This window comes from Methylobacterium adhaesivum (assembly GCF_022179065.1).
Classification (GTDB): domain Bacteria; phylum Pseudomonadota; class Alphaproteobacteria; order Rhizobiales; family Beijerinckiaceae; genus Methylobacterium; species Methylobacterium adhaesivum.
The window spans coordinates 1-26,184 of sequence record NZ_BPQD01000029.1 but is presented as its reverse complement, the minus strand read 5'-3'; the positions used below and the strand labels follow the sequence as shown (position 1 = coordinate 26,184).

Sequence of the window (26,184 nt, the reverse complement as noted above, 5' to 3'; positions counted from 1 at the left end):
GCTTCTTCCGTCCCATGAAAACATCCTCCACATGGCTGGAAGCCATACCTCAGGGAGGACCACTTCTCAGGGGGCAGGCCAAGGCTCGCGAGAACATGGTCTTCGCTGAAGCCATGGGGCAACCGGCCGCCGCAATTCCTTCCGGTATGACGGTTTAGAGGCGCCGTATGAGGAACGAATCAATCACCCTCGCAAACACCCACCCCGACGACATCGCGGCCTTCAAAAGGGAGTTGCAAGACGCCTTCGCGTTGGCGGTCGTCGACGAGTTCGGGGAACTGCCCGATGGGCCGATACCGTCCAACGAGGTGCTCAATGGCGCAGTCAATGCTCCAGGGGCCGTGATCCTGCGTATATTGTGCGATGGCCGGTCAGTTGGAGGCGCTGTCGTGACGATCAACGAAGAGACCCATCGCAACTCGCTCGACCTGTTGTTCCTGAAGGTTGGCGAGCATGGCCGCGGCCTAGGCCTCAAGGCTTGGCTCGCGATTGAGCAGCGGTTTCCCGAGACGGTCGCCTGGCAGACGCACACCCCGTACTTCGAGAAGCGGAACATCCACTTCTACGTCAACAAGTGCGGCTTCAGGATCATCTGACCTGACCGGTATTTTGGACCGAGCCAATTGAGAGGCTACTGCATGGTCGCGGCCATGGGTAGCCGGAAAGCCAGATCCGGGTAGCTGACGGGCGCGGGCGGCCGATAGCCCAGCGAAGAATGCGGTCGGACGCGGTTGTAGGTGGTTTGCCAGAGACCGATCACGATCTGCGCTTCCTTCAGCGAGTAGAAGATCTCCTGGCGTAGACACTCGTCACGAAGCTTGCCGTTGAAGCTCTCGCAATAGCCATTCTCCCACGGGGATCCTGGCGCGATGTACCGGATCTGCGAGCCAGCTTTGGCGATCCACTTCCGCAACGCCTTTGCGATCATCTCAAGACCTGGGGGGACTCCTCACAAGTCACGTATTCGCCGCGCCGGCAAAGCATGAGAGCGGACCTTCCGACCTTTCCCAAACGGCGCGGAAGCTGCCGCTCGCATGGTCGAGCTGGTTGAGCGTGGACCCTAGACCCACTCCGTTCCGCCCTTGACGGGTCTCAGGCCGTTAGTGGCCTTGAGCCGACCTGACAGCAGCATCGCGACGTGGTGCTCGGGCATGGCTGGCTCCGGGAGCATCTGCGTCTTACCGTCCTCGGCCAGTTGGAGTTCGTCGCCGGAGCTCCCGGCGAGGTAGAAGGCCTGGTCCTCGTCCTCGTCGATTTGAGCGGAGTGCAGGAGGTCCAACTGGTCCAGGTCGCGACCGCGGACCACCCGGGCGTGGGTCGTGACGTCGGCGTCCTTTTAGCAGGCCCAGAGCACGTCAGCCTTCTCCTGCGCCCGCAGCCATTCCCAGGAACCGAGGCCGCCCTGAGCGTTGCTCATATGCGCGATGTTGAAGACGATCTGGTGCCAGTCCGACATGGGGCCTCCGGAATGCGGGAGGGTATCCTGGACCGCGCGGCTTAAAAGTACCTGACCGAAGGTCTTGAGGTGTCGTGCCGGGCATAGCGTCCCTCGACGGTTGTTTCGAAATAAGCATGTTGTGGCCCATTAAATCAACGTCCGATGCCGGTTGGGGCCCGGAAGTTCGCTCTACGACCGCCCTGGGTGGCTAGCAGTCCAGCTGCTTTTGTTCACATGAGTGCCGCAAGTGGACATTCGCGCGATAGGCTAGGCGCAGTAACGTACTACTAGTGACGGCGTTAGCTACGCAGCCTGGAGACCTATCAGACTTAACAAATTATGGAATTGGAGACCAAAAACGCTTGTCTTCGCAATGCAATTATCAATCGGAAGCTCGACAAAATGATCCTGCAGGATGTGCCCCACTATCGTTCCGGTCCCCACTCGCGGACGTGCCTGTGTCAAGCACATGATGCTGACAATAAGCATCTTCGGAGGCCTTCAAAATTTCTGTAAGGTATTTATTGCAATATTAATTCAAACTGGGTTCGCTCTTGCCGAACACTGCGAACGGTGTCATTCAACAGCCATTCGATCATTGCACGATTATTTAATTATTTTTAATAATTCTGGAAATTATTTGTTATATCTCGGAGCCATATCTGCAACGGCAACATTCCGTGCAGAATGCCGATCATCGACAAGGATATTTTTCGCGCAGTTTCTGAAGAATGATGGCGACGGCGGCCGTACGCTCCATCGCCTGATCAGACTTCTGGCCGATTCTGTCCAGAAACTTGATCTGCTCCCGTAGCATCGCTCGAAGCTCAGGGACATCAGTCGGGAGGTTCGCGCAGAACAGGCGCGTCTTGCCGCCGCTCTCCAATGAAGCGTTCGCGAACGCCAGTCCGTCCGAAATGCCGCGCAGGTAGAAGTCGGCCTCGCTGGAATGATCCATCGCCGAAAACCGATCGAGAAGTTCGAACCGCCGCAACGAAAGCACACCCGAGCGTTCGGCTGCCAGACCCGGCAGAGTCATGAACGTACCGGCGATCAACAGAATACTTCGTGCGCTACGCTTCACGCGGGTTCACGCCCTATGATCCTCGAATACCAGGTTATTAACTTCATTAGGTCTCTGTTCACTGCGATGGCCACAACAACGGGTTGCGTCGAACAACAAAATGTTAAGTCGAAGCTGTAAGCCTCTTCGGGATCATAGCAATATTGCTCACATGGCTTAAATTTATACGCCAGGAAATTATATTTGAACTTGGAAACCTACAAATTTTCATTAAGTCGTTATCGAATTGGAGCACCGTATTCGTACTCAACTAGAAACTCTAAAAATTCGATCGGCGATGGATCGCTAGAAATGAAATCGAGTTGCTCAGAACTCCCAGGTCACGCCGGTACGAACGATACGCGCAGGAACGCCCGCGAGGGAAACGTAAGGTGGAAAAAAATCACGTACAAGTGAACCAGAGCCAACGATACTACCTTGGCCAATTTTAGAATTGCGCAGGATCGTAACGTTCTCGGCCGCCCATACACGCTCACCAATTGTGATATCGCCTGCGGGATTGATTCGTTCGCGGGTGGCGAGGTCAACAATCTTGTGTACATCGCTTGCCGCAATGCGGCATCCATTTCCGAAAAGGCTGAATGCTCCAATCGTGATCGTTGCGCGTTCGTGTACTGTGATCTGGCTACATCCATTGAACGAGCACCACGCGCCAATATCAATCAAGGCGCCATCGGCTACAGCCGAGACTGAAAGCTCATTAATATTTGAGTCCGCTCGCAAGATGAGAGTAGCTCCGCCCGAAAGTAGAAAATTTGCAGCATTCGGTACAAGGGGATCCTCTACATAGAGGCGGTTGCCGCGACCGCGGATCGTCACAACGGCGTCGCTATCGTTTAAAAATTTCGGCGAAAGGGTTAACCAGTTGTCGGCTGGGTATTCGACCTCAAGTGTCACAGGCATAGCGATCTATATCCTACGCAAAGCGATATCACCTATTCAAAGGGTTGCCCACGGGTGATACAGCTGTTGCACCGATAGGAATGGGCGCGATCCCTGTTCCGCCACCGAGGCCAGACTGCGGATTGCGATAGCGCTCAATACCGTGCTGCAAGCGTTCGCCGTCCATATCACGCACGATCCGAGCGGAAGCAGGGGGCGACGGATCAATGACGTGGACTGCCATATTGGCCTGGATGGCCTCACCGGATTCGAGAGTTAGGGTGTCCCGCCGCTTAAGATAATCGGTGCAGCCGGAGACAGTTAGGACCATTACGAAGGTAAGACTCGGACGCAGGACGCGTAAGCCCATGTACCGTTGCACTACGCGCATCAATTGAGCACCTGGACGGTGCCCCGCGGCACGGCGACAGCAGTGGGCAACTGGGTCTCAGGCAAGATATGACCGTAAGGGCCGATGGCACCACCGCGCTGGTTCACGAACTGTCGCATGTTGCGGCGCAGCTCCGTCTTGCCGTTCACAAAGAAATCGACATCGTTAGCCGGTACGCTTGTATCGATGGGTGTTGTCAGCATCTGGCCCGGCCGCGCCGGATTGACTAGAGACGGGGTCACAATGACGACAAGTTCGGTTTCGCGCTCTTGAAACTCGGATGAACGGAACAGTGCACCCAGAACTGGGATCGATCCGAGCCAGGGCAACTGGTCGATGGATCTGGTGGAGTTGGTCTGCAGCAGGCCGGCTATGGCAAAGCTCTGGCCATCTCGGAGCTCGACGTTAGTCTTCGCACGGCGCTTGGTCAGGCCAGGCACAGAAATGCCACCGCCAACGGCGACTGCCAGGGTTGGATCGATGTCGCTCACCTCGGGCTCGAGCTGGAGATGGATCATGCCGTTGCGCAGGACCGTGGGTGTGAAGCCGAGCTTCACCCCGAATTCCTTGTAGGACACGGTGATCTGCGGCGCGCCGTTGAGGCTCTGATTGGCGATGGGAATCGGGATCTCGCCGCCGGCCAAGAACTCGGCTCGGTCGCCCGACATGGCGATGAGGTTCGGCTCTGCGAGGCGCCGCAGGAGACCCTTGGTCTCTAGGGCACTGACGAAAAGGTCTAATTGCCCGGCATTGCCTCGGAATCCTTGGACGAGACTCGCGAACGGCACGCCGCCCGTGGTTGCAGCGTTGACCGCCGAGCCAACGATTCCGGAAATCACGCCACCCGACGACGAAACAGGATTCGCAGCGCCGTACGCGCCGACGCTGGCGAGGGTTCTGCGACCTCCGAACTCGAATCGCGCCCCGAGTTCACGCCCGGCATTGCGGTTTACCTCGACGAAGCGGACCTTAAGCATCACTTGCTGAGGCGAGCGCACCCGGGTGAGATTGAGGGTGCCGGGCGGCGCCACCTGCATTGCCCGGTCGACGCTGACCGCATCCCCCGCAACACCGCCCAGGATCACACGTTCACCCTGACTTTCCACCCGCAGACCCGAATCGCCGGTGCTTTGGCGGACTTGAGACTCGATGACCCCCGTGTCCGGTCGCACCTCGACGTCGATAAGGCCGACAAGTTTGCGCTCGGAATCGATGAGCGACACGTTGGTGGTGCCCGCGCGCTTGCCGAGGACGTAAAGCGTTCGGTCACTGATCGGCACCACGTCGGCAATGTCCGACGACCCGACAAGGACGTCGGCGAAGGCGCTATCAACCTTCACGGTCTGGGATTTGTTGACTGTCAGCTTGAGGCGGCTGAGGATAGCGTTACCGCCCGTACGTGGCACGGCCCGAACCTGGGCCTCTGCCGGGCCGACCTGAGCGGGGACCAAGCCGGCGGTCAGGGACACGACCATGACGAGATCGAACACCCGGCGAGAAGTCAGTCGAGCCTTTCGCCGGCAACCAATCACGCACACATCCTTCTGGTTAAAAATAGGTTAAGCAGGTTGGCACGGTCACCACAAGGTCAGGCGCGAACGGCCGCAGTCTTATCAAGAGGGTAGAGGCGTTCGGGCAACGCTGGCCCCAACATGCAAGCGATCAGTCCGTCACACCCGTTCAGAATGGAGCCGACCGGGTCGGCCGCTGCGCGGAGCGAAGGATCTGAATATTGTTCAGGATTACGGTATTACCCGGGTCTATGGTCAGCGCCTGCTCGAACTGACCGAGCGCCCGTTTACCGTTCCCCCGCAACATGTATGAATACCCCCGATTGTTCACGATTTCGAGGGTTTCCCCGCTAAGGCTCGTGGCCTGATCGTAGGCCCGGTCGGCGAGCTCGTAACGCCCAAGGTTGTCGTAGGCCGCTGCGAGCCCGAGCCACGCCGCCGCATCGTCCTTGTTGACTTCGACGGCGTGTCGGAAATTGCGCTCGGCGAGACCGCTATTACCGGCGGCGAGGTTCACCCGGCCGACCCGATAGGCTTCGTTGGTAGCCGGAAGCGTGGGTTCGACGCCGGGGACAATGGCGATCCCCTCGTCCGACCGGGTCTGACATCCGGCCAGCCACAAAAAGGCGCAGAGGCCCATGGCCTGCGTCGCGCGATGCACCCTCATCCGTCCGTCATCCTCGGCCAAGACGACGACCCTGCCATAGGAATGGCCAAGCTTGTATCCACGATCGTGCGATGACTGGGGAGAAGCATGGGGCAGACCTGAACACGCCGGGTGTCTTCCATACGGCAGCCGAAGTGAAAAGTTTCAGGCGGCCCGCGAAAACCCCGACGAGCCTTTCGTGCGACGCGCTTGCGGACGGGGTTACCCGAACGGTGCGGATGCGTTCCCGCGTCACATGCCAGATTTGGCGGGGGCGACCAAGCGATTCATTTGCCCTAGCCAGGTATCTGAACCGCCGTGACAAGAATACCGCTTGGAATTCGTCACTTGGACGGAGCGTGACAGGTCGCGAGAAAGTCGTCGAACGCGATGAGATCCGTGCGCCGCACGACGGGCGCGAACACGGCGGCCGGAACGGCCGATCCGAACAGACGCTGCTGGAGTGTCAAACCGGTTGTCCGCAGCAGGAGATCGAAGCGCTCCGGGCCGGCCTTGAGCAGGCGCACAAAGGCCAGCACGAAGCCGTCGCCCGACGATCGGGTCTCGGCTAGGGTGAGAATACGTCCCTCGGTGATTTGGATACGGCCGATCATGGCGAGGTTGAGTCGTTCCGGCGACCCGGACGGGCGCAGGAGGATGTGGCCAGAGGTCACGGTGGCCGCATTTGCGGGCATGCGATCGAACAGAGGTCGGGGAAAGCTCAGCCGCCAGCGCCGTTCATGGCCTTCGCAGGATAGGACGAGGAGTCCGGCTGTGCCCGAAGCCATCGACAGGCTCGTGCGGAGGACGGCGAGACCGCGGCCGAACCGCTCCAGGACCCACCCGTCGGCAGCAAGGGTGAAGCTTTGGTCCGGCCCCCGCTGCGGGGGAGATGACGGAGTCCTGCCCTGTCCGAAGGACGGCTCTTGGATGAGAGCCAGGGTGAAAAGACACGCGCCGCAACGAGCCAGCTGCCACCCCGTCACGGCGCGTGGTGGGGAATCGGGAAGGATCGACGGCGTTCGGACCGGATGTGCATGGCGAAGGACAGATGGCTGATCGCAAAGGCGAGGAATGAGCTGCCCAGCATCACGGTGATCATAGCGAAATCCGGTCCCTGGATTGCCGCCACGGGCTTGAGGGATACCGCTTGGAGGGGGCCGCGCAAGCCGAGCCAAGCGTAGGCCAGGGCAGCGGCGAAGACGAAGCTCAGGTTCGCGATGGCCGCCACGCCGAACCGGAACCGAAGGGCACGGACCGCGAGGGTGATCAGTGCGAGCACGATGGCGTAGCGCAGGGCATCGATCCCGAACAGGACATGGAGGGGGGAGGTCTCCACCCGGGCGGCCTCGAACGGCCGGAAAACCGCGAGGTTCAGGTACCAAGCAAGGCTCGATCCGGGGGCGGCCGCGAGCCAGGCGGCCGAGGCTTCCGCTCCCGCGAAGGCGCCGATTACCACGAGCGAGCCGAAGGTCTGGGCATTCAGGGCGCGCGACATGAGGCATCCTGGCGACCGCGTCCTTAAGGCGAAGTTCGCGGGCTGACTGGCGCAGGTCCGGTCGTGTGAGTGTGGTTAATGGGTTTCCACCAGCTGCACGACGGGCCGAAGCTTGCCGTCGTCCTTTCGAGGCGTGAGCATGCCGACGAGTTCCACCAGAAGGGACCCGCCGCTCGCCGGCTCGGTCAGGAACACCTTAGCGACGTGGCGGGACAGGCGGGCCGGGCTCGGAGCGGCGGAAAACGCGCGACAATCGGTCACCGACAGGTAGAGGACGCGCCGGCGCGCATCGGTGGCCGGCCGCACGCCCGGATAGCAGATCGGAATCGGGCTCTCGCGAACGAAGGCAAAAGGACCGTTGAGGGGGCCGCCCGTTGGCATGGTCTTGCCCATCAGCCGGTTGCCTTGCGTCACCACCGGGCGGGATTCAGTGGCCGGCGTCAGCCCGAGTTCGCGCAGGTAAATGTCATAGCGGGTTGGCGCCTCGCGTAAGGAGGCCTGGAAGCCGTTGTCCTTGTCGGCGTGATTCCACAGGATGTACTCGTCGATGGCCCTGGCCACGGACATCTCGCCGAGACCGCCATAGGCCGCCGTCACCGCCCAGTCGCCCAGCCCCTGGTCGTAGGCCGCCGCGGGCCGGACCGTGCGATAGGCCGCGTCGCGCGGCAGGTGATAGGGCGGATTCACGTCGCCGGAGGAGGGCGGCGAAGAACATGCCTGGAGATGGCGGCCCTGAATCACGTTCGGGGCCGGAGGGAAGGCGGCGAGATCGCTTGCCACCGCCGCGACGCCGTTGAAGTAGCGGTCGAACCGGATATTCAATGCATCGTCGAAGTCGCGCGGGGCGATGTTGCGCCTCAACGAAACGCCCTGGCTGTAGCAGAAGGCAGGCGCGTCCGAGGCGAGGTTGCGCAGGGTGGTGCGGCTCGCGAGATCGTCCGGCCTGTCGAGGGGGACGACGGAGCCGTTGGCGATGTTGCCGTCCATGCGCAGGAGATACTGGCGTCCGGGCCGGGCGGAGGCCGCGAACCCCTCGGGGTCGGCGTGGCACAGCACCATCGGGGTGACGTCGCAGGCGTAGTACTGGGCTTCCGCCACGGCCTTGCGCCGGATGGGCGTGCCGAAAACCTGCAGCAGGCTTTCGGTCAGGGTGTACTCGGCCGTGGTCGCTTCCACGAACACGGCCTGCGCGCCCGCCGTCTCCGGCATGGTGTAGGCGGGGTCGATGCGCAGATCGGCGAGCGTCGCGGCGAAGCGGAACGACAGGCGCGGGCCGGCCCGGTTGCGCCGCGCGAAAGCGACGCCGTTGGTGAGTGCGTTGCCGGCGGTCACCGCCCGCTCGATGGCGCCCTCGGTCCAGTCGAGCTGGCCGGCGGCGGCCAGCGCCGCGGCGTCCACCGTGGCAGCGAGCTGCGTATCGAAGGTCATTAGGCGGGTGCCGTCGACGGCGAGGCCGAGGAGGCCTAGGAGGGCGGGAATACAGACGGCGGCGAAGACGAGGACGAAGCCGTCCTCGTTCCGGCCGAATGTGCGCACCGGGCGAGCCTTCATCGGCGGGTCACCAGATCCTCGCCCGGCAGGGTGGCGGTGGCGTGGAGCGGCAGCGCCTTGGCAAACAGCAGCCCGGCGAAGATCGGATCGAACGCAAGATCGACGATCTGCACGGTGACGTCGACGGGGACCGGCGGCGGGCGCCCGACATAGCCCAGCCCGTTGGTGGCGTAGGTCACCCGCAGGTTAGCGGGTTCGAGACGCGGCAGCACCGCCTGCATTGCCCGCAGAATCGGCGCGAGATTGGCCGGCGAATAGCCGAACCGGCACGAACTCCCTGAGCAGACGCAGCCGCCCGCGAGGTCGCACACCACCCGGAAGGCCGGGCACGGGCCGGCCTTGCCACCGGACGCGCAGCGGGCGCCGGGCGGGCGCCCGGACCAGTAGGCCACGCTGTCGGCGGGCGTTAGGCCCGGACCTTCGGCCACGGAATCCATCACGATCGCGGCGCGCACGCCGAGATCTACCGCCTTGGCGGCCAGCCCGCGCTGCCAGAAGTACAGGGACAGGTCGGCCAGCGCGAAGACGAGCATCAGAAGCATCGGCAGCACCAGGGCGGCCTCGACCAGGGCAGCGCCGTCCTGGTCGCGGTGGAAGGAGGCAAGCCTATTCGCCAATGTGCGGCTCCTGATGACGGGCCTTGAGGGTCCAGCGCTTGAAGGGAACAGGGCCGGGAAACAGGACGTCGAAGGCGATGGTCGCCTGCATGGCCACCGTGCCTGCGGGCGGGTCGGGCTGCGGCGCTACCGTCACCGCCTCGGGCGGCAGGCCGGTATTGTCGCGGATCTGGCCTTGCGTGATCCGCACGGCCCGCGCGGCGCCCGGCGCGCAGGCCGTGTCGCACACGGGGTCGGGAACCCGCGCGAGAACCCGGGCGCCGGCGCGTACGGCGCCTTCCATGGCCTGGCGCACGAGAAGCGCGCGCCCGACCTCGAAGCAACCATAGACGAGGGCGACGAGGATCGGCAGTAGCAGAGCGAATTCGAGGATCGCCGCCCCCGATTCCTCCTCGCCCAGGGCCCGCAGGCGCCGGGCGAAGGGTTCACGGGGCCGTGGCACTGAGCACCTTCATCACCGCCGGCGCCAGGATCACGATGAGGACCACGGGAAAGATAAACAGGCCGAGGGGCAGGGTGAGCTTGGGCGGAAGGGAGGCAGCTTTTTCTTCGGCCCGCGACATCCGTCGGTCGCGCATCTCGTCGGAGAAGGTGGTGAGCGCGAGCGACACGTCGGTGCCGAGCTCGATAGTCTGCTGCAGCAGGGCGGCGAAGGAGCGCGCCTCGGGCAGGCCGAGGCGCTCGGCGCAGGCCTTCAGGGCCTCCGGCGTGCTTTTGCCCGCCCGCATCTCACCGGCCATCAGGTCGAAATTCGCCCGGAACTCGGCATCCGACGCGCCGATCTCGCCCGACGCGCGGTCGAGGGCGGCGTCGAGGCTGAGGCCCGCATTGATGCAGACCACCAGCATGTCGAGGAAGTTCGGAAACACCGCGCGGTAGCGGATCTCGAGGTGGCGCTGGCGCCGGCTGAGATAGGCCCGCGGCAGGTAATGGGCGACGATGAAGAGGACGAGGGCGATGAGCACCGCCTCGGCGAGGCCCGAATTCGGCAGGAAGCGGGTCACCACCAGGGTGCCCAGCGTCGGCAGGCCGACGCGGAGCCCGAGCCCTGCCAGGGTGAAGATGACCACCGCCGAGGGTGCGAAGAAGCCCGAGCGGATGAGTTCGCGCCGCAGGGCGCGGCGGGCATCGACGTCGAGGCCGAGGCGGGCCGGATCGATATCGAGCCAGCTTTCCTGGTCTCGCTCGACCTCCTCGGCGGTGGCGGCCGGCGCACCGAGCCCGCCGTAGCGGCGGCGCACGAGCTCGCGCCGGGACAGGGCGGCGGTCGCGGTGTAGAGCGCGAGCGCCACGCTGGCGAAGGCGAGCACGGTGACGAGAAGGACGACGCTCATGCCACGTCAGACCTTGAAGTTCACGAGGCGGTAGATGGTGAGATTGCCGAGCAGCAGCAAAACGAGGGCGACGCCCAGGATCGTGTTGGCGGACGGGCTCACCCAGAACTCGGCGTAGTAGGCGGCGCTGACGAGGTTGATGACGACGAACAGGATGACCGGGAGGCCGCTGAGCGCGTAGCCGCTGAACCGCCCCTCGGCGGTGAGCGCCCGCACGCGCCGGGACAAGCGGAAGCGTTCGCGCAGCATCCGCGACAGGCGCGCCAGGACCTCGCCGAGGTTGCCGCCGGTCTGGTTGGCGATGGAGATCGCCGCCACCACGAAGGCGAGCTCGGGGTGGCCGACCCGCAGGTAGAGCCCGTCGAGGGCCTCGGTGATGCTGCGGCCGTAGTTCATCTCGTCGACCACGAGGGCGAATTCCGGCCCGGCGGGCTCGGGCGTCTCGCGGGCGACGAGGCCCAGCGAGACGGGCAAGGGATGGCCGGCGCGCAACGACCGGACGATGACGTCGAGCACCTCCGGCAGCTGCTCGCCGAAGCGCGCGAGGCGGCGCGCCCGCTTGATGCGCAGGACCATGAGGCACAGCAGGCCCGCGACGACGAGGCTCGCGGCGAGGCGCAGCCAGAAACCGGCCAGCGGCAGAGCCAGCAGGAGGAGGACGGCGAGGCCGAGGGTCCGTCCGGCCAGGGCCGTCGAACTCTTGCGCGTGCCGGACTGCAGCAGCAGACGATTCCAGCCAATGACGAGGGCGGATTTCCCGGCCTCGCGGCGGCGCAGGGACTCGGCGGGAGCGGCGACCGCCGGGCCGTCGAGGTCCGCGCGCCGCTGCCGCCGGCGCTTCCGGCCGCGCAGGGCGCCGCCCAGCCCCACCTGGAACTGCTGGACCGCCACCACCGAGCAGACGAAAATCAGGAGGTAGATCGCCCAGGGCTCAGCCACGGCGTCCCTCCCCGTGACGCGGTCTCACAGGGCCACCGACGGGTCGAAGGCCTGGGCCGGCATGTCCAGGCCCTGCGCCTTCAGTTCCTGCAGGAATTTTGGCCGCACCCCCGTGGCGCGATAGCTGCCCAGTACCTGGTGGCGCTCGTCGATGCCCTCACGGACGAAGCGGTAGATCTCCTGCATCTGGATCACGTCGCCCTCCATGCCGGTGATCTCGGCGATGCTGGTGACACGGCGGCGCCCGTCGCTGAGGCGCTGGAGCTGGAGCAGCAACTGCACGCCGGACGCGATCTGGCTGCGGATCGAGGTCACCGACATGTTGGCCGCCGCCATGCCGATCATCTGCTCGACGCGGGCGATGGCGTCACGGGGCGTGTTGGCGTGGATGGTGGTCATCGAGCCCTCGTGGCCGGTGTTCATGGCCTGGAGCATGTCGAAGGCTTCCTCGCCCCGGCACTCGCCGAGGATGATGCGGTCGGGCCGCATGCGCAGGGCGTTCTTGAGCAGCTCGCGCTGGCGGATCTCGCCGCGCCCTTCGACGCTCGGCGGACGGGTCTCGAGGCGGGCGACGTGGGGCTGCTGCAACTGGAGCTCGGCCGCGTCCTCGATGGTGATGAGGCGCTCGCGCGGCGAGATGTAGGACGACAGGGCGTTGAGCATGGTGGTCTTGCCCGAGCCGGTGCCCCCCGAGACGATGAGGGAGATCCGACCCCGCACGGCGATCTTGAGCAGGTCGGCCATGGGCGCGCGCAGGGCGCCGAGCTCCACCAGCCGGTCCATGGAGATCGGGCGCTTCGAGAACTTGCGGATGGAGACCAGGGGGCCGTCGACCGCGATGGGCCGGATCGCGACGTTGACGCGCGACCCGTCGGGCAGGCGCGCATCGACCATGGGGGAGGATTCGTCAATGCGCCGGCCGACCGCCGCGACCATCTTGTTGACAATGCGCAGGAGGTGCGCCTCGTCCTTGAAGTGGACCAGGGTCGGTTCGAGCTGGCCGCCGCGCTCGGCGAAGACCGAGCGATGGCCGTTGATGAGGATGTCGGTGACGCTCGGGTCCTTTAGCAGGGGCTCAATGGGACCGAGGCCGATCATCTCGTCGAGGACTTCGGCCGAGAACGCCTCGAGCTCGCGCTGGTTGAGGGCGAGACGCTCCTTGAGGACGTATTCTGCAACGAAGCGTCCGACCTGGCGGGCGAGGTCCTCCGGCGAGATCTTGTCGATGAGGGCGAGGTTGAACTCGTCGATGATCTGGCTGTGGAGCTTCACCTTGGCATCGGTGAGGGACGCGCGCGGCGCCGGCTCGAGCGGTGGTGCGGGCTTGGGCGTGACCTTGGGCGCCGCAGCTGGGGCCGCGACATCCGGGACCGGGCCTTGCGCGGCCGGTGCCTCGGCCTTCACGGTCCGCCAGCGATCGGACAATCCGACGTTCATGCGTCCTCCGGGGGCGGGCTCACGCGAGTTTGGCCGCGGTGACGCACCACTCCGCCAGACGGCCGATGTCGCGGGTCAGCCTAGCGTTGGGGGCGATCTCAAACAAGGATCGCCCGGCATCGAGGGCCCCGTCTGCGGTGGCCGCGTCGCGGCGCAGGTAGAACACCGAGCGCCCGGACAGGGGCCGTTCGATCTGCGCTCGATGGGCAATGCGGCCGAAGAGATCGGTCTCGCAGGCGTTAACGGCCACCGCCAGGCGGTCAGTGGGAATCTCAAGGGTCTCCAGATGGGCCAGGGACTGGGTCAAGACGCGCAGGGCTGGCACGGTAGCGCCGCCGGACAGGACGATCGCGTCGGAACCCTGCAGGATGTTGTCGATCCATGGCAACCAGGCCTGGGGCAGATCGACGAGGATCGCCTCGTAACGCCGGGCGATGGTGTCGATGAAGGTGAAGAGGATCGCCGGCGGCACGTCGCCGAGGGCGATGCGGCGGGGCGGACAGGCGAACACGTCGAGGCGAGGAGTATGCCGGCTCGTGAACACGTCGACGAGCTGCTCGTCGAGGCGCTCCGGCTGGGCGACGATCTCCGCGATATCGAAGCGGGGCTCGACGTCGAGGGCGTCAGCGAGGGTGCCGCCCTGCAGGTTGAGGTCGAGGAGGGCGATGCGGAGGGGCAACTTGCGCCGGCTCGACAGGCGGACGCCGGTCTCAACCGCGAGAGTGGTGTTACCGACCCCGCCTTTGCTCGGCAGGAAGCTGACGATCCGGGCGTTGCGGTCCGCCGGCTCCGTGACACCGAGTCCCTTAGTCACGTCGCGCAGTTCCTGGGTGGCGTTGCCCCAGCCGATCCATTCGCCGGACTGGCTGCGCACCAGGGCCTTGTAGAGCTCCGGCGCCAGGGCGTCGGCCACGTAGACCACGAAGGCCCGGCTCGGCTCCGCGCGCGCGAGCTGAATCGCACCCTCGACGGCCCCTTGCCCCTCAGGCACCAGAACCAGGGGCCGGCGCGCCTCGTTGAAGGCGCGGTCGCGGTGCAGGGCGGAGAAATCGGATGCGTACAGGACCGTGTAGCCCAGACCCTCGGCGAGCTCGGCCAAAGCCTGTACGCGCGCCGTGCCGCGCTCGGCCGCGATGAGAAAACAGTTCACGACTGCTCCGGAAGGGCGAAGGATTCAAGGTGCGTCATCGACACGCGCCGGCCACGACCGACGGCCGTCCTGCAAGGCTCAATCCTCGGCATCCACCGAATAGGGTTCGCGCTTCGATCCGTTGCGGATGACGTTGATGGTCAGCTTCGGCGGTGTCGGCGCCGTCGGCGCGATGCCGGGTGGCAGGCGCTGGCCGAGTTCGACGCGCAGGCGGGTTTCCATCTCGGCTAGCTGCGCCCGAGCGCCCTCGCCGGCTTGGGCCGCCGCGGCCTCTGATGCCTTGCGCAAGGCCTCGACTTGGGCGGTCAGCTCGGCGATGCGGTCCTTGGCGGCGGCACTCTCGCCGGGACCGAGATCGGCGGTGGTGACCCGCTGGGCGATACCCGCCACGGGTTCGCCGGTCTGACGTAGGACCAGGGACAGTCGCCCGACCCCTTGTGCGAGAACGACCTTCTGCGCCTCGGCAACGGAAAGCTCCAGGGTGACGGCACGGGCCACTGTTGGCTTGTCCTGCCGGTCTCCGGCGACCTGATCTATGGCGAGGACCTTGGCATTCTGAATCAGCACATCCGCATAGGCGTCGTCCTGGGTTCCGCCCTCGCCACGGGTCAAGATCAGGTCGACCCGGTCGCCTGGCAGCACGAAGCCGGCGACACCCCGCACCTCGTCGACGCGAACCGAGACCGCGCGCATGCCCTCGTCGATCTGGGTCGACAGGGTGGCGCGCTGGTTGGGGGCGGTGATCTTCGCGGCCAATATCGGTTCGTTGCGCTGGAGGGGCGCGAGGGCGAGGCGGCGCCCATCCCGGGTCAGGTCGGCGATGGAGGTGAAGGCACCGTCGAGAATGTCGCCCGCCGGCCAATCGACCTCGCGCAGATTCGCTGAGGTGAGCGCCGTGCCGAACCCGACGGGGGCGGAGGCGACGACCATGCGCCCCTGGGGAGGGCGCCGCGCTTGTGGATCGATGTTGAGCACCAGGCCACGCGCCAGGAAGGCGGCCAGGGCGCCGAAGGCTAGGGCCACACCAAGGGAAATCGCCGAGGATGCCCTCATGCGCCGCGCTCCTGAACACCCACCAGCCGCCTCAGCCCATCCTGCGCGAACGCCCGCACCGCTCGATTGAGGGCGACCGACGATTCCCGCATCGTGGCGATCACTGGGGCTGTGTGCAATCCGCCGTCGGCGTGGCGATCTTGCAGCTGATCTTGGCGAACTGCGCGTTCAGACTCGTGCCCGTCGCCGTCAGGCCGACGATGGCCACAAGGGCGATCAGCGCGACCAGCAGCGCGTACTCGACCATCGCCGCGCCGTCGTCCTCGCGGCAGAAGCGCTTGATAAGATGCTTCATGTGATCCGTTTCCATTTGTCGACCGACGCGCATGCTTCGCCTCCGTGCCGAACCAAGATGGTAAACAATCTTCTAAGCTCCGCCGGGTGTCAATCTGGAAGCCACTCTCGTCAACCATAAAATCTCACAACAACGCATTGTCATTGATGCGTTTAGTTCAATACATTTGATGATAAAACAATCGTCATGATCCAGGCCAAGGCGATGCTTGGGCCGAACGGAATCTTGACCCTATGGCCATCCAGCCGCGCGGGCAAAACCCTGAGTTTGGCGCCGACGCCATACAGGCCAGTTAGGCAGAGCAGGGCCATCGCGAACAGGAGTGCGTTCTCAGGGCCGATCCACAGGCACGCCGCCGCCATCAGCTTCGCATCCCCGGCCCCGACGAGTCCGAGGGCGAAGGCTCCAAACATCAGGACCAGTACGAGGGTCGCGAAGACGCCGTGCCAGATGGCATCCTGATCGGTCCCCGACAGCCAAACCGCAAGGCCGAACAGGCCGACCAGGACCAGAATGGCACCGTTCCGGATGCGAAAACGCCGGGCATCCTCCACCGCGACGAAGACGAGCGTCGTGCAGGCTAGTCCGTCGATTAGCGTATCCAGGGGCCGTTCCTGCCAAATTATGCCCCGGAGCGGGCGAAAAAAGGGAGACCACACCGGAGCGTGGTCTCCATCCGGATCGCGTCGGGATGTGTTCGCTATCCGCCCGCGCGGACGGATGGCGGGTTGGACAAGCTCGACTAGCGAACGGCGCCGTTCAGGCCGTTCGGGAAGAAGCCGCCCGGCTGAGCTGTTCCGCTGGCATAGACGATCGCCAATACCTGGGCAGGCGTGCGGCTGATGGCGATCGAGTTGGAATCCGTCGGAACGATGTCCGGCCGCGCAGAGGTGCCGATGCCGAAGTCGAGGTCGCTCGGGCCGTCGAAGAAGTCACGCAGGTCGGAGATCGCCTGAGCCTGCTGGAACAGACCGCGGCTGGCCAGCACCGTGCGGACGATACCGGCATGGTAGGCTTCGACGGCGAGGATGCCGGCAGTGGCCTCCAGGAACTCGTTGTTGCGGATGAGCGGGGCGGCACCCTTGTAGGCGGTGACGCCGACATCCTCGAATACGAAGGCCGCCAGAAGGAAGTTAGTCTCGTTGGCGAAGGCGTCGAAGGTGTTGCCGAGGCCAGAGAACCGGGCCAGGGCGTTGAAGCTGTCGACGAAGTTGATCGTCGGACGGGCGACGCGCGAGCCACCCAGGATCGCACGTAGGAACCGAACGTGCTTCTCCTCGTCGTCGGCGATCTCGTTGGCGTAACCTTGGATTAGCGGGGTGGCGAAAGTGACCTGACGACCGCCGGTGACGGCGCCCAGGGTGCCAGTGCCGGAGATGTCGGCATCCGCGAGGCCGCGACCGAACGCGGCACGCAGGTAAAATTCGGCCTCAAGGTATTCGAGGTTCAAGGCGAAGTTAAATACTTCCGCCGCGCCGACGGTCGCCGTCTGCGCATTGACCGGGCCGCCGGCTGCGCTCAACAACGCCGCTCCAGCTGCACCAAGGCCCAACGTCCGCATGAACGCCCGGCGTCCAGCCGTATAATTAAAGCCGGCAAAATCGAGTTGTGAGTCGGGGATTTGTTCCATAATTTTTATCGCTCCCTTTCGTCGATCGGACGCAATCGATCGCCGGACGGTAGAGGAACGACAAGCTTCACGAAAGCAGTATTCGCTTATATCACGAAATCGTGAGCACGATAAATATGGCCGGGTTAGTAGATATAAAAAACTAAATCTTCTACTTTCTGACCAAACAAAAATTGGCGGGATAATATTACGGATGAAACGCGCCGAAAGTTTCACATCGGCACCATCACGAAAACGTGAAAGATGGAATGCGGCATGCCGATCTTGAAACGTAATTGAGATCAAACTGATTGAAATCAATAGCTTGAATAGACGGTCATGCCTGAGAAACAGTGGTGTTTGGGAGTCCTACCGTGATTTGTGATATGACACGGACAGCCTCCTGATAGGGCTTGTCGCCAGGGCAGAAATCTCCCAGCAAACGGTGTCTTCAACGAACTTTGGCAGGATCGGGGAACGTCACTGTGACGGGCGGGCATTCAGAGTGCCTTATGGAACTCTCGGTCACCGTTGGGTTCTGGCTCGGAGCACCATGGTGCGGCAGGCATTTTATGAGAGACATAAAAGATTAGATCCAAGGGGTGACGCGCGTGGATCGAAGCCTATCAGGCACGCTCCTGGCAAGGCACTGTGGTTGCCCAACGGGAGACGTCTTCCGACCGGTGGACGTGGAACCGTAATCGAGGTCTCCATGGGACCTTGTGGCGCCGGAGCGCGAGGCTGCTTGTTTTCGGATGATCACAAGCGAGGCGCGGCACCCTTGGGAGGCCGTGTTGAATGGTGGATTCCGGCCCATGCGGCGTCGAAGACGCGGTAATGCAGAAAAGGAAGGGACGATCCGTGAGCAAACCGGCGCGAACCAGAGGTAGCGGTACCATTCGGGCGAGCGTCTATTGGTTCTTTCGCTGCCTTCTCGCCTCCGTTCGCGAGACGCAGGCGAGGCGCGATCAGACGCTTTTGCCAAACACCACGGAGGATTTGGATTCATCTGACGAACCGACGCAATCGTTACGGCCCGTCGTCCTGACCCTGCGCCTTCGGCCGCTTGCCGACATCATGCGGGACGCCGAGGGGGGGGCGGAGCCGATCGGGACGCTGGTGTCTTTTCCACGAGAGACCGTCGCGCTTGCGCCCCTCAGCATCGGTGCGGAGACGCTCGGTCGCATCACGATCCGGGAGAACGAGCAGCATGTCTCCTGGCGGCAGACCTCCTACCAATCCCTCCCAACGACGGCCTACGTAATCGCGAACGCCCTCGTCCATGGATCGGCCGGTCTCATCGGCATCGGCGATCAGATGGTGATCGAGACGACGTGGCATACTGAGCCAAGTCGGCATCGGTACCGGAGAGAAGACGGCGCGATACACATTGAAGCGGATCGCCTGCCGTTCCTATCCGGCACGCACCTGAATCTCTTGACGCCGGGGGGGGGCAATTATTGGCATGCGCTCATCGATGGCGTCGCCAAACTGTCGATCATCCCCGAGGCCCTCATGGAGAACGTCCAGACGATCCTGTTCTCGTCGGATGCCATCGGCCAGGAGGACTTCCTGGGCCTGTCCGGCCTGCCGCGTTCCGTCGCGTTGCGGCCTGTCCATCCATGGGAGACATTCAGAGTTCAGACGCTCGTCCTCCCGTGGGATCTTCACGGGGTGTTCGACTATCATCCCGTCATCAATCGCTTCTTCGATGTGGTGCTTACCCACCATACCGGTACTGGACATCATCGGGTCGAGCGACTCTATATCGATCGGCGCGGCTCCGCACAGCGGCGGCTGTTGAACGAGGATGAGGTCGTTACGGCCCTGGAAGCGATAGGATTTGTGGCGATTCGTCTGGAAGATTTGAGCATCGACCGGCAAGTCGCCCTGTTTCGGCAAGCGGCCGTCATTGTTTCCCCGCATGGGGCTGGACTGACGAACATCGGTTTTGCCTCGCCGGGCTGCATCGTCATCGAGCTCATGATGGATGCCTACGTGAACTGGTGTTTTCGCCGAATTGCTGCGCTTCGCACGCTCAACTATGATTGTGCGATCGGCACCGCCCATCGACCCTGGAAGGATTGCGATCCAGGATTTCACGATCAAGTCTGGGAGATACGTGTCCAGGACGTTGTCAATACCGTAAGTCGAGCTATCGCATTACATTCCCTCAAATCTTGACACCAAGCCCCAAAATTCCACACATCTTCATCCCTAAGCGCATTCGATATTTAGCTGAAAGTTATTCTAGCAACACCCTTGATTTAAATGGTCAATCATAAAAATCAACATGTCTTCTATTTTCGGCATCTGATGTAATTGTAATTTCGCAAAATATGCATTATGCATCATGAGATATCTCATATGAAATCATGATACGTGGCGTTCACGCCATTTGCGGGAGGTTGCCATGGGCAGCATGAGTATCTGGCACTGGATCATCGTCGCCGGCATCGTGATGCTGCTCTTCGGGCGGGGCAAGATCTCCGACCTGATGGGCGACGTCGCCAAGGGCATCAAGGCGTTCAAGAAGGGCATGGCCGAGGACGAGGCGCCCGCCGCCGTGCCGCCGCCGAGCACGGGCGAGCCGGTACGGACCCTGCCGCACCAGGGCGAGCCGGCCACCGCCAACACCGTCGCCGCCGACCGCAGGGCGGTCTGAGGCACGGGGCGGCCGGTCGCACTGTGGTCCGCTCGGCGCCGAACTCTGGCGGAACTCCGCGCGACCTGCGATAGGCAGCCCGCCGTCATCGGCATCGCGCGAGCGCGGGACAGTCCACGAATGTTCGACATGAGTTGGAGCGAGGTGATGCTGATCGGCGGCGTCGCCCTCATCGTCATCGGTCCGAAGGACCTGCCCAAGGCCCTGCGCACGGTCGGGCAGATCACGAGCAAGATGCGCCGCATGGCCGGCGAGTTCCAGTCGCAGTTCAACGAGGCGGTGCGCGAGGCGGAGTTCGATGAGATCCGCGGCGAGGTGGATGGCGTGCGCAAGTCCGCCGGGACCATGGGGCCGGGGTTCAACCCGGTCCAGACTATCCGCGACGAGATCAAGGGCGCCGTCGACGGCCACACCAAGACCACGCCCTCGCCGACCCAGCCACTAGCCAACGTCGCGGCCCGTCTCGCCGAGAACGATCCGGTGCCTCCCGCCGAGCCGGCTCCCGTCGAATCCGCCCCGTCCGCCGATCTCCTCGCTTCCCCGCCGCCGACCGGGACGCCGGACCGTCCGGTCGTGGCCGAGACTTCCCCGGCCCCGGCCAGCACGCAGCCCGATCAAGCCCGATGACCAACGCCACGGATGACGCCGACATTGAGGCGTCGCGGGCCCCGCTCCTCGATCATCTCATCGAACTGCGCGCCAGGCTCATCAAGTCGCTGGCTGCCTTCGTGGTGATGTTCTTCGCGTGCTTCTTCGTCTCGCGGCACATCTACAACATCCTCGTTTGGCCCTACGTCTCCATCGTCGGGGCCGAGAACGCCAAGCTCATCGCCACGCACTTCCTCGAGCAGGTGTTAACCAACATCAAGCTCAGTGTGTTCGGCGCCGGCTTCCTGGCGTTCCCGGTGATCGCGACGCAGATCTACGCCTTCGTGGCGCCGGGCCTCTATCGCAACGAGCGCCAGGCCTTCCTGCCCTACCTCGTGGCGACGCCGGTGTTCTTCATCCTGGGCGCCCTAGTGGTGTTCTTCCTGGCGATGCCGCTCCTCATCCAGTTCTCGGTCTCCCTGCAGCAGATCGGGCAGCCGGGGGAGGCGACCATCGCCCTCCTGCCGAAGGTGGACGAGTACCTCTTGCTCATCATGACGCTGATCTTCGCCTTCGGGATCGCGTTCCAGCTGCCGGTGATCCTGACCCTGCTCGGCCAGATCGGCATCATCGACACGGCGTTCCTGCGCGAGAAGCGCCGCTACGCCATCGTCCTCGTCTTCGTGGTCGCCGCCGTGCTGACGCCGCCTGACGTGATCTCGCAGCTCTCCCTCGCAATCCCCATGATCCTGCTCTACGAGGCCTCGATCATTTCCGTGGGCCGCGTCGAGCGGATGCGCGCGGCTAGGCGCAAGGCCGAGGGGCTCGAGCCGTAGGGCAAGTGCTCCTAACCCACCAGACTGGCCCGCCCTGAGCGAAGTTATCTGAGTATCCTGAATTTCGAGGGAGGGTGGAAGCCATGCCCCGCAAACGTTTCACAAACGAGTAGATCACCTCCGCCCTGCAAAAGGAGGAGAACGCTGCAACGGTGGACGTTGTCTTGCAGAAGATTGGCGTCCACGAGCCGACCTTCTGCCGCGGGAAGAAGCAGTTCGTCGGCCCGGTGCGTGCCAAAAGTGACCTACACCGGCAACGGGCCAGCTCTTAGCCGTCGATTTGAATCCGAGCCTATGTCCGCTTTTTGGCGGCGTCTGCAATAACTTGTATGACTAATTTGGGTCCAGGCCGTGTCAAAATTCGGGGATTGGGGGGGTGCGGTCGCGTGACGTGCCGGTTTCGCGAGACTGGGCTGTTAATCGCGTCGAACGGGCTTTTACGGTCGGGAGACTGCCCGTTTCTAGTTTAAGGGGGTCTCCTGGACGGTTTCCGGCCTCTTCGGCGAGCGATCCGAGCCTTCGCTCAGGTGGGAATCGCTGCCAGAAGCGTCCGGCTTCCCAGGATGTTGAGAACCCGCGTCAGATTGTAGGCCAGAACCTGGAGCGCCATCTCGGTCGAAACACGCGGCAGGGTCTTGGTCAGGAAGTGCGTGGCCCCCATCCGCGCCTTCAACGTGACGAAGGGATGCTCGACCGTCTCGCGCCGAACCCGCATGGCCAGCGGATCGCCGTCCAAGCGGCGCTGCACGGTCTCCAGCACGTCCTCGTGCTCCCAACGCGTCACCCGGCGCTCCTTGCCCGTCGTGCAGTCCGTCTTCATCGGACAGGCCGAGCAAACATTCGTCCAGTACCGATGCAGCGTCAGGCCATTCTCCACCGTGGTGTAGCGATGAGACAACGTCTCACCCGCCGGACACACGTAGGAATTCTCTTCACGACGGTAGAGGAAGTTCTCCTTGCCGAAGCGTCCGGCCGCCTTGGCGCCTGACGTCATGGGCCGGGGCAATGTGACGGAGATGCCGGCGCGTTCGCAGGCGAGGATCTCTTGGCCGGAGTAATACCCACGGTCGGCCACCGCATCGAGCGTGTCCGTCTCCAGGGCCTGCTTGGCCCGCACGGCCATTCCGCTGAGTTGCGCCCGGTCCGAGCCGGCATTCGTGACCGTGTGCGCGACGATGAGATGATGCTCGGTCTCGACCGCCACCTGGACGTTGTAGCCCACCAAGCCCGATCCGCGCCCGCTCGTTGCCATCGAGCGCGCGTCGGGATCGGTCAGCGAGATCTGCCGGTCGGGCGCCGCCTTCATCTGCTCCTCCAGGCCGGCCAGCCGCTCCATCTCCTGCGCGAGGCGGGCGATCTTCTCCTTCAGCCGCACCACCTTGGCGGCGAGTTCCGGCGTGGGCTCCTGACGATCGGCGGTGTCGAGCTGCGAGAGGTAGCGCGACACGCTCTCCTCGATCTGCTGGCGCCGCCGGTCGAGCTTGCCTTGCGTGAAGTTGCGGTCGCGGTTGTTGACTGCCTTGAACTTCGAGCCGTCGATCACGACGCGCGTCCCCGTCAGAAGGCCCATCTCGCGGCACAAGGCGACGAAGCGGGCACAGACGCGCCCGATGGACGGTCCGTTCTGCCGGCGGAACTCGGCGATCGTCTTATGGTCGGGCGACAGCCGGCCCGTCAGCCACATGACCTCGACGTTCCGGCCCGCTTCCCGCTCCAGACGTCGGCTCGACGGGACCCGGTTGAGATAGCCGTAGACGTAAAGCTTCAGAAGGGCTGCGGGATGGTAGCCCGGTCGTCCCGTCCGTGCCGCATCGGTGCCCTCGAAGCCGAGCGCCCCAAGATCTAGGGCATCCACGAAGGCATCGACCACGCGGACCGGGTTGTCCTCGGCGATCCAGTCTTCAAGACAAGGCGGAAACAGCGTCGTCTGATCGCGCTCAGCGCCGACAACAAACCGTCCCATGCCCGCCTCCGGTCAACCCGGAGAAGAGTACCATCTTCGGGGTTTTGACACAGCCAGGGTCGATTTCAGAAGGCCTGTTTATGGACAGCCTTGCATAGAAGCGAAGGTCGCCACCACGCCTACGGCGTGATCCAGTTCTGACTTAAAGCCCACGCTTACGCGTATCCGCGTCGAATTCGCGGGAGACACTGGACAGGCGACCATCAGGTCAGGATGTTGTGGCCGCCGGAGCGACCATTCCATCTCAATGGCTGCTATCGGGCTTCAAGCGGGCATTCGCGTGGTTGCAACTGAAGGTCCGCTAATGGCGCGTTGCTGCCGGAGGAACCTGACGCCAGCGTCTCTTGCGAGGACAACGGAGCGAGAAGTCGGCCAACGCAAATCTACCTGTAAAGCGGGCTCCTGCGCGGAATTTCGCGACCCGTCTGATGCTCTTTTGCCAGCACCGTCGTCGGCATACTGGAACAGCGCATCTCGCATTTACGAACGGCAACGCGGCTGTCCGAGCCTCTCGTCTTCCTGCATTTGATCCAGCCGATCCGCCTGTCCGTTCGACAGGCGGTTCATTGGCCGGCGCAGAGGGCATCGGCCTCATGTCGGTGCGTCACGCCGTCATAGGGTGGACATTCCGTCAGCGCGCCGTCGCGGATCTCGCGCACGACGAACAGCAGTAGCAGGCCGACGAGGAAAATCATGCCGTTTCAGTAGTCGAGCATGAGCCGCCAACCTCATCGCTCGACCTCGCGCTGCCTGACTCTGCCGTCGATGCGTACCGCCTATTTCCTTGTCGTTGAGACAGCGCCAGCTTCCATAGCATCGAAGCGGCGAGACAGGGTCGTGACGGTGCCCGCGATGAATACGTCGGCGAGGAAGGAGGCCATGACCAGAGCGATGAGGAGCCAGATCGCCCAACGCTTCTCGTTCGATGTATCCGTAGCAATCCTGTCGAGGCGCTCGCCAGCTTGTTCCACGGAGGTTTTCGCCTGCTCGATCCGCTTCGAAAGAAAGTCGGCGTCCCGGGCGTACTGACCGGCGACGAACAGATGCATGATGTGATCGTCCTCGACGGAGGTATTGAGGGCGGAGGCAACGGTCTCGAAGAAGATCCGCTCCTGCGGACGAAGCCCGCGTCCGTGCACGATGCGAAAGTACTTATCGAGCTTGGGGACGTCCTTCGCCGCCAGGATTCGTTCGAGGTCGGTATCGCGACCGGATGCCTTCAGCATGAACTTGTCGTATGGTCTCATGGCCGGAACGCCTCTCTCCAGGCGGCATGGAATTCCCGTCGGAGGCGACGTGCCTCGACGCGGATGCGCATCGGTGTCGTGGTCGCGAGTTCCCTCCAGAGAATGTTGCCGATCCGCAGCCCTTCGAGCAGGCGCTCGCCGATCTTGTCGATCTCGGTCACGCGGAAATTCGGCAGTCCCTGCAATCTGCCGAAAATCTCGGATTCCTCGAGGAAGTCGAAGTTGAGGGTCTGGGCGGTGTTTTTGGCGACGACGGCGCGGTCGCATGCTTTCAGCAACGGCCACAGGTCTGTCAGGACCTGCAGCGGTGTCGGGTCGATCGCGCCGACCACCACGACAGGAACGAGGCGGATCCCGCACTCCTTGCAGGTCTCGACGATGATCTCGGCGCAGCGCTGCGTCGTCGCGGTATCGCCGGCGGGGAAGTCGATGACAGTGAAGGTCTGCCGGGCATCCGCCACCACGCCCATGAGATCCTGGCACGCGGTCGTATCGATGCGTCCGGCATGATCCTCAGCCCGCAGCCGATGCTTGATGGCATCGATACCGGGTTGGCGCGGAACGAATTGTTCGGACTTCGGCACGGTCGGACGCATCAAGGCGGTGAAGAAGTGTTCGTTGGCGAGGTCGGCGTCGATCGCCAGGACGTCTGCGACCTCCGCACACAGATCGGTGATCTGAATGGCGACATTCGTCTTGCCGGCACCGCCCTTGCCGCCGAGGCAGAGGAAAAGGCAGCGCTCGAAGACGGACGACAGCAGCTGGTCTCTGATCGAGATTCTTTCTGTCGTCGCATATAAAGGTTCGATCGGAATCGGCACGTGTCCATTCATCGGAATTGTTCCTGAGCATGAGGGTGCAAGCCGGGCTCCCCTCACGCCGTCATGCGAGACGCGAGAAAGCTGTTCGGACCTGCGGGGGCGGATCGAGGAAGCCGGGCTCAGCCCGACGGTGCGAATCTCGTATGGTTCTTGAGCCAGCCGTTGCCTTTGGGCCGGCCGGATTGGTTTCCGGGCTGAATCGACGATGGCGTCGTGCCGCTCGGTTCCCGGATCCTCGAATCCGCAATTTCGACGGTCGGAACACGATCGGGCAAAATCACCGGTGAGGCCGGTGTCACGACAACCTCGACATCGTCGCGCTGTCGATCCGCGTGTCGGGTCTCTGTTGGCCTGCCCCCATTCGGTGGCCCAGGTTCGAAGTTAGTGCATCGTCAGTCGCGTGACGATGGCGGGGTGAGCGAGCGGCCCTGAGCCGCTCGGTTCGGTTGGCCAGATGACGACCTCGGGCGCAGGCGGCTGGTAGCCGAGCGACGAGTGCGGCCGGATGTTGTTATAGTGCCTACGCCATTGCTCGATCACGACGCTGGCCTCCTTGAGGGTGTAGAACACCTCGCCGTTGAGGAGTTCATCCCGCAGCTTCGCGTTGAAGCTCTCGCAATAGCCGTTCT

At 63.6% G+C, this 26,184-nt stretch carries 28 protein-coding genes and 1 pseudogene; 5 read left to right on the top strand and 24 right to left on the bottom strand.

Going from position 1 to position 26,184, the window contains the following annotated elements:
• Positions 1 to 167 precede the first annotated feature (167 nt).
• Positions 168 to 596: a GNAT family N-acetyltransferase gene (locus MFF01_RS18110; protein WP_238227546.1), complete on the top strand. Its 429-nt coding sequence runs from the start codon at positions 168 to 170 to the stop codon at positions 594 to 596.
• Positions 597 to 631: 35 nt separating this feature from the next.
• Here MFF01_RS18110 and MFF01_RS18105 read toward each other — a convergent pair.
• The 19 genes and pseudogenes from MFF01_RS18105 to MFF01_RS18015 form a co-directional block, all read right to left on the bottom strand.
• Positions 632 to 937, bottom strand: a pseudogene (locus MFF01_RS18105) (integrase core domain-containing protein); the annotation flags it as partial.
• A 123-nt stretch (positions 938 to 1,060) separates the two neighbouring features.
• A complete protein-coding gene (locus MFF01_RS18100; RefSeq protein WP_238227545.1) occupies positions 1,061 to 1,279 on the bottom strand; it encodes a hypothetical protein in 219 nt (72 codons plus the stop codon).
• Positions 1,280 to 2,132: 853 nt separating this feature from the next.
• Positions 2,133 to 2,495: a hypothetical protein gene (locus MFF01_RS18095; RefSeq protein ID WP_238227544.1), complete on the bottom strand. Its 363-nt coding sequence runs from the start codon at positions 2,493 to 2,495 to the stop codon at positions 2,133 to 2,135.
• Between the two features lie 333 nt (positions 2,496 to 2,828).
• Entirely contained in the window at positions 2,829 to 3,425 is a 597-nt protein-coding gene (locus MFF01_RS18090) for an acyltransferase (protein ID WP_238227543.1), read from the bottom strand.
• Between the two features lie 369 nt (positions 3,426 to 3,794).
• Positions 3,795 to 5,285: a type II and III secretion system protein family protein gene (locus MFF01_RS18085; RefSeq protein WP_238227542.1), complete on the bottom strand. Its 1,491-nt coding sequence runs from the start codon at positions 5,283 to 5,285 to the stop codon at positions 3,795 to 3,797.
• 190 nt (positions 5,286 to 5,475) lie between these two features.
• Entirely contained in the window at positions 5,476 to 5,973 is a 498-nt protein-coding gene (locus tag MFF01_RS18080; RefSeq protein WP_238227541.1) for a tetratricopeptide repeat protein, read from the bottom strand.
• Positions 5,974 to 6,296: 323 nt separating this feature from the next.
• Positions 6,297 to 6,566, bottom strand: coding sequence for a hypothetical protein (locus tag MFF01_RS18075; protein ID WP_238227540.1), 270 nt, complete (start codon positions 6,564 to 6,566; stop codon positions 6,297 to 6,299).
• A 368-nt stretch (positions 6,567 to 6,934) separates the two neighbouring features.
• On the bottom strand, positions 6,935 to 7,450 hold the full coding sequence (locus MFF01_RS18070) for a hypothetical protein (protein WP_238227539.1): 516 nt from the start codon (positions 7,448 to 7,450) through the stop codon (positions 6,935 to 6,937).
• Between the two features lie 75 nt (positions 7,451 to 7,525).
• Positions 7,526 to 8,986 carry a pilus assembly protein TadG-related protein gene (locus tag MFF01_RS18065; RefSeq protein WP_238227538.1) on the bottom strand — a complete coding sequence of 487 codons (1,461 nt, stop codon included), beginning with the start codon at positions 8,984 to 8,986 and terminating at the stop codon, positions 7,526 to 7,528.
• Positions 8,987 to 8,997: 11 nt separating this feature from the next.
• Positions 8,998 to 9,618: a TadE/TadG family type IV pilus assembly protein gene (locus MFF01_RS18060; protein ID WP_238227537.1), complete on the bottom strand. Its 621-nt coding sequence runs from the start codon at positions 9,616 to 9,618 to the stop codon at positions 8,998 to 9,000.
• On the bottom strand, positions 9,608 to 10,060 hold the full coding sequence (locus tag MFF01_RS18055; protein WP_238227536.1) for a TadE/TadG family type IV pilus assembly protein: 453 nt from the start codon (positions 10,058 to 10,060) through the stop codon (positions 9,608 to 9,610). The genes MFF01_RS18060 and MFF01_RS18055 overlap by 11 nt, the downstream gene beginning before the upstream one ends.
• A complete protein-coding gene (locus tag MFF01_RS18050) occupies positions 10,044 to 10,952 on the bottom strand; it encodes a type II secretion system F family protein (RefSeq protein WP_238227535.1) in 909 nt (302 codons plus the stop codon). The genes MFF01_RS18055 and MFF01_RS18050 overlap by 17 nt, the downstream gene beginning before the upstream one ends.
• Positions 10,953 to 10,958: 6 nt before the next feature.
• Positions 10,959 to 11,891, bottom strand: a complete 933-nt coding sequence (locus MFF01_RS18045; RefSeq protein ID WP_238227534.1) for a type II secretion system F family protein — start codon at positions 11,889 to 11,891, stop codon at positions 10,959 to 10,961.
• Between the two features lie 24 nt (positions 11,892 to 11,915).
• Positions 11,916 to 13,328 carry a TadA family conjugal transfer-associated ATPase gene (locus tag MFF01_RS18040; protein WP_238227533.1) on the bottom strand — a complete coding sequence of 471 codons (1,413 nt, stop codon included), beginning with the start codon at positions 13,326 to 13,328 and terminating at the stop codon, positions 11,916 to 11,918.
• Between the two features lie 19 nt (positions 13,329 to 13,347).
• The gene (locus MFF01_RS18035) at positions 13,348 to 14,478 is read right to left on the bottom strand and encodes a CpaE/TadZ family protein (protein WP_238227532.1); all 1,131 of its coding nucleotides are present in this window, start codon (positions 14,476 to 14,478) and stop codon (positions 13,348 to 13,350) included.
• Between the two features lie 78 nt (positions 14,479 to 14,556).
• On the bottom strand, positions 14,557 to 15,531 hold the full coding sequence (cpaB, locus tag MFF01_RS18030) for a Flp pilus assembly protein CpaB (RefSeq protein WP_238227531.1): 975 nt from the start codon (positions 15,529 to 15,531) through the stop codon (positions 14,557 to 14,559).
• A gap of 100 nt (positions 15,532 to 15,631) precedes the next feature.
• Entirely contained in the window at positions 15,632 to 15,859 is a 228-nt protein-coding gene (locus MFF01_RS18025; protein WP_238227530.1) for a Flp family type IVb pilin, read from the bottom strand.
• A gap of 119 nt (positions 15,860 to 15,978) precedes the next feature.
• Positions 15,979 to 16,485 (bottom strand): A24 family peptidase, encoded by a 507-nt coding sequence (locus MFF01_RS18020; RefSeq protein ID WP_283207207.1) that lies wholly within the window; start codon positions 16,483 to 16,485, stop codon positions 15,979 to 15,981.
• An 83-nt stretch (positions 16,486 to 16,568) separates the two neighbouring features.
• Positions 16,569 to 17,741: a ferritin-like domain-containing protein gene (locus MFF01_RS18015; RefSeq protein WP_238227526.1), complete on the bottom strand. Its 1,173-nt coding sequence runs from the start codon at positions 17,739 to 17,741 to the stop codon at positions 16,569 to 16,571.
• A gap of 555 nt (positions 17,742 to 18,296) precedes the next feature.
• Here MFF01_RS18015 and MFF01_RS18010 point away from each other — a divergent pair.
• The 4 genes from MFF01_RS18010 to tatC all read left to right on the top strand — a co-directional run bounded on the left by MFF01_RS18010 (position 18,297) and on the right by tatC (position 21,524).
• Complete coding sequence (locus MFF01_RS18010; protein ID WP_238227524.1) at positions 18,297 to 19,619, top strand: glycosyltransferase family 61 protein; 1,323 nt, start codon at positions 18,297 to 18,299, stop codon at positions 19,617 to 19,619.
• A gap of 229 nt (positions 19,620 to 19,848) precedes the next feature.
• Positions 19,849 to 20,100: a twin-arginine translocase TatA/TatE family subunit gene (locus tag MFF01_RS18005; RefSeq protein ID WP_238227523.1), complete on the top strand. Its 252-nt coding sequence runs from the start codon at positions 19,849 to 19,851 to the stop codon at positions 20,098 to 20,100.
• 120 nt (positions 20,101 to 20,220) lie between these two features.
• Positions 20,221 to 20,727: a Sec-independent protein translocase protein TatB gene (gene tatB / locus MFF01_RS18000; RefSeq protein ID WP_238227520.1), complete on the top strand. Its 507-nt coding sequence runs from the start codon at positions 20,221 to 20,223 to the stop codon at positions 20,725 to 20,727.
• Positions 20,724 to 21,524 carry a twin-arginine translocase subunit TatC gene (gene tatC, locus MFF01_RS17995; protein ID WP_238227518.1) on the top strand — a complete coding sequence of 267 codons (801 nt, stop codon included), beginning with the start codon at positions 20,724 to 20,726 and terminating at the stop codon, positions 21,522 to 21,524. Before tatB ends, tatC begins: the two co-directional genes overlap by 4 nt.
• 523 nt (positions 21,525 to 22,047) lie before the next feature.
• Here the strand turns inward: tatC and MFF01_RS17990 are convergent.
• The 5 genes from MFF01_RS17990 to MFF01_RS17975 all read right to left on the bottom strand — a co-directional run.
• On the bottom strand, positions 22,048 to 23,487 hold the full coding sequence (locus MFF01_RS17990; protein WP_238227516.1) for an IS1182 family transposase: 1,440 nt from the start codon (positions 23,485 to 23,487) through the stop codon (positions 22,048 to 22,050).
• Positions 23,488 to 24,050: 563 nt separating this feature from the next.
• Entirely contained in the window at positions 24,051 to 24,182 is a 132-nt protein-coding gene (locus MFF01_RS22090; protein ID WP_283207206.1) for a hypothetical protein, read from the bottom strand.
• Between the two features lie 81 nt (positions 24,183 to 24,263).
• Positions 24,264 to 24,713, bottom strand: a complete 450-nt coding sequence (locus MFF01_RS17985; RefSeq protein ID WP_238227514.1) for a threonine/serine exporter family protein — start codon at positions 24,711 to 24,713, stop codon at positions 24,264 to 24,266.
• A 17-nt stretch (positions 24,714 to 24,730) separates the two neighbouring features.
• Positions 24,731 to 25,567 (bottom strand): hypothetical protein, encoded by an 837-nt coding sequence (locus MFF01_RS17980; RefSeq protein ID WP_238227513.1) that lies wholly within the window; start codon positions 25,565 to 25,567, stop codon positions 24,731 to 24,733.
• A gap of 369 nt (positions 25,568 to 25,936) precedes the next feature.
• A partial coding sequence (locus MFF01_RS17975; RefSeq protein ID WP_238227512.1) for an integrase core domain-containing protein occupies positions 25,937 to 26,184 on the bottom strand: 248 nt, incomplete at its 5' end.